Origin of the sequence: Streptomyces prasinopilosus (assembly GCF_001419695.1) — a bacterium.
Taxonomy (GTDB): domain Bacteria; phylum Actinomycetota; class Actinomycetes; order Streptomycetales; family Streptomycetaceae; genus Streptomyces; species Streptomyces prasinopilosus.
The window spans coordinates 1-2838 of sequence record NZ_LIRG01000566.1; the positions used below are offsets into that span (position 1 = coordinate 1).

At 77.0% G+C, this 2838-nt stretch carries 2 protein-coding genes and 1 pseudogene; 2 read left to right on the forward strand and 1 reads right to left on the reverse strand.

The annotated features are described in order from the left end of the window. Window positions 1–493 (forward strand): phosphorylase family protein (locus AOK18_RS22230; RefSeq protein ID WP_478078850.1); only part of this gene is annotated, 493 nt, incomplete at its 5' end. Between the two features lie 132 nt (window positions 494–625). Further along, entirely contained in the window at window positions 626–2260 is a 1635-nt protein-coding gene (locus tag AOK18_RS22235) for a phospho-sugar mutase (RefSeq protein ID WP_055695489.1), read from the forward strand. A 366-nt stretch (window positions 2261–2626) separates the two neighbouring features. On the opposite strand, the pseudogene AOK18_RS22240 reads toward AOK18_RS22235, so the two are convergent. Further along, window positions 2627–2838, reverse strand: a pseudogene (locus AOK18_RS22240) (PH domain-containing protein); the annotation flags it as partial.

Sequence of the window (2838 nt, forward strand, 5' to 3'; positions counted from 1 at the left end):
CACCGCCGTCGCCGCCGGCGCCAAGACGATCGTCCTGACCAACGGCTGCGGCGGTCTGCGCGAGGGCATGCGCCCCGGCCAGCCGGTCCTGATCAGCGACCACATCAACCTCACGGCCACCTCCCCCATCGTCGGCGCCAACTTCGTCGACCTCACCGACCTGTACTCCCCGCGGCTGCGGGCGCTGTGCAAGGAGATCGACGCGAGCCTGGAGGAGGGCGTCTACGCCCAGTTCCCCGGCCCGCACTACGAGACCCCGGCGGAGATCCGCATGGCACGGGTGATCGGGGCGGACCTGGTGGGCATGTCGACGGTGCTCGAGGCCATCGCGGCGCGGGAGGCGGGTGCGGAGGTGCTCGGCATCTCCCTGGTCACCAACCTCGCCGCCGGCATGACCGGTGAGCCCCTCAACCACGAGGAGGTCCTCCAGGCGGGCCGCGACTCGGCCGCCCGGATGGGCACCCTCCTGACCCAGGTCCTGGGCCGCCTGTAGGGGCCCTTCACGGGACACCCCGCGGCGGGCCCCGGGGAGGGGCCTTCCGCGGGGCACCCGCCGGGCCCTCCGCCCGGGGCCCCCTCGCGGGGCGGGACGACGCAACGAACCATTCGAGAGGCTGACCGACACGTGCACGACGACCTGACCACTCGCGCCCGCACCTGGCTCGCCGAGGACCCCGACCCCGAGACCCGCGCGGAACTCGCGGCGCTCCTCGACGCCGGCGACGTCACCGAGCTCGCCGCCCGTTTCGGCGGCACCCTCCAGTTCGGCACCGCGGGCCTCCGCGGCGAACTGGGCGCCGGCCCGATGCGCATGAACCGCAGCGTCGTGATCCGCGCCGCCGCCGGCCTCGCCGCGTACCTCGGGAAGCAGGGGCACACCGGCGGCCTCGTGGTGATCGGCTACGACGCCCGCCACAAGTCGGCGGACTTCGCCCGCGACACGGCCGCCGTCATGACGGGGGCCGGGCTGCGGGCCGCCGTCCTGCCCCGGCCGCTGCCCACGCCGGTGCTGGCCTTCGCCGTACGGCACCTCGGCGCGGTCGCCGGGGTCGAGGTCACCGCCAGCCACAACCCGCCCCGCGACAACGGCTACAAGGTGTACCTCGGCGACGGCTCCCAGATCGTCCCCCCGGCCGACGCGGAGATCGCCGCCGGGATCGCGGCCGTCGGGTCCCTGAACGACGTCCCGCGTCCCGACGCCGGCTGGGAGACCCTGGACGACTCCGTCCTGGACGCCTACCTCGCCCGCACGGACGCGGTGCTGGCCGAGGGCTCCCCCCGCAGCGCCCGCACGGTCTACACGGCGATGCACGGCGTCGGCAAGGACGTCCTGCTCGCCGCCTTCGCGCGGGCCGGTTTCCCCGAACCGGTGCTGGTCACCGAGCAGGCCGAACCCGACCCGGACTTCCCCACCGTCGCCTTCCCCAACCCGGAGGAGCCCGGGGCGATGGACCTGGCCTTCGCGACGGCCCGCGAGGCGGAGCCGGACCTGGTCATCGCCAACGACCCGGACGCCGACCGCTGCGCCGCGGCCGTCAGGGACGCCGGCGGGGACTGGCGCATGCTGCGCGGCGACGAGGTGGGGGCGCTGCTCGCCGCCCACCTGGTCCGCCGCGGGGCGAGCGGCACGTTCGCCGAGTCGATCGTCTCGTCGAGCCTCCTGGCCCGCATCGCCGAGCGGGCGGGCCTGCCGCACGAGGAGACGCTGACCGGCTTCAAGTGGATCGCCAGGGTCGAGGGCCTGCGCTACGGCTACGAGGAGGCGCTGGGCTACTGCGTCGACCCGGACGGCGTACGCGACAAGGACGGGATCACCGCCGCCCTGCTCCTCGCCGAGCTGGCCTCCGTGCTGAAGGAGGAGGGCCGCACCCTCCCGGACCTCCTCGACGACCTCGCCGTGACCCACGGCCTGCACGCCACCGACCAGCTGTCCGTGCGGGTCGAGGACCTGTCCCTCATCGCGGACGCGATGCGCCGGCTGCGCGAGAACCCCCCGGTCGCACTGGCCGGCCTGCCGGTCACCGAGGCCGAGGACCTGACCCGGGGCACGGACGCCCTGCCGCCCACCGACGGCCTGCGCTACACCCTCCGGGGCGCCCGCGTCATCGTCCGCCCCAGCGGTACGGAACCCAAGCTGAAGTGCTACCTGGAGGTCGTCGTCCCGGTCGCCGCGCGGGAGGCCCTGCCCGCGGCCCGCGCCGAGGCGACGGCCCTGCTGGCCGCGGTCAAGCGGGACCTGAAGGCGGCGGCCGGCATCTGAGGCGGGCACCGGCGCCCCCGCCGCCCCGGATCACCCGGCGGCGGCCCGCGCCGGGCGGCGGGGCCGGGCCTACGACGGTCCGGTTCCGTCCCCGCGGGCCGGCCCCGGGCGACGGACCCGGCCCTCGCCCGCCGGGCCCCGGCGGGGCGCCGCGCGCGTTCCGGGCCCACCGCCCGCGCTCCGGGGCGCGCCCGGCTCCCGGGTCCCCGGTGACCCGGGCCGGAAGCCCTCCGTCGGACGATCCGCCGCCGACCGGACGCCGTGCGGCCGTCGGGCCCGGCCCGGAGTCCGGCCTCCGGCGGGCCGGGCAGTCCGCGAGGACCGTCCGGAGAGCCCCGGCCCGGACCACCGGCCCGGGCCCCGGATTCAGCCGACGGCCAGCAGGACCGCCATGAGGACCGCTCCGGCGAGTGTCGGGGCGATGATCTCGTAGGCCCACCGGACGCCGACCTCGCCCTGGGCGCTCCGCTCGCCCTGCCGCTTCTCGTGCAGCTCGCGCAGCTCGTCCATCGCCCGGTCGGTCGGCGCCCGCTCCGGGCCCTCCGTCCCGCCCGCCCGCGGCGCGGCGGCGCCGCCGC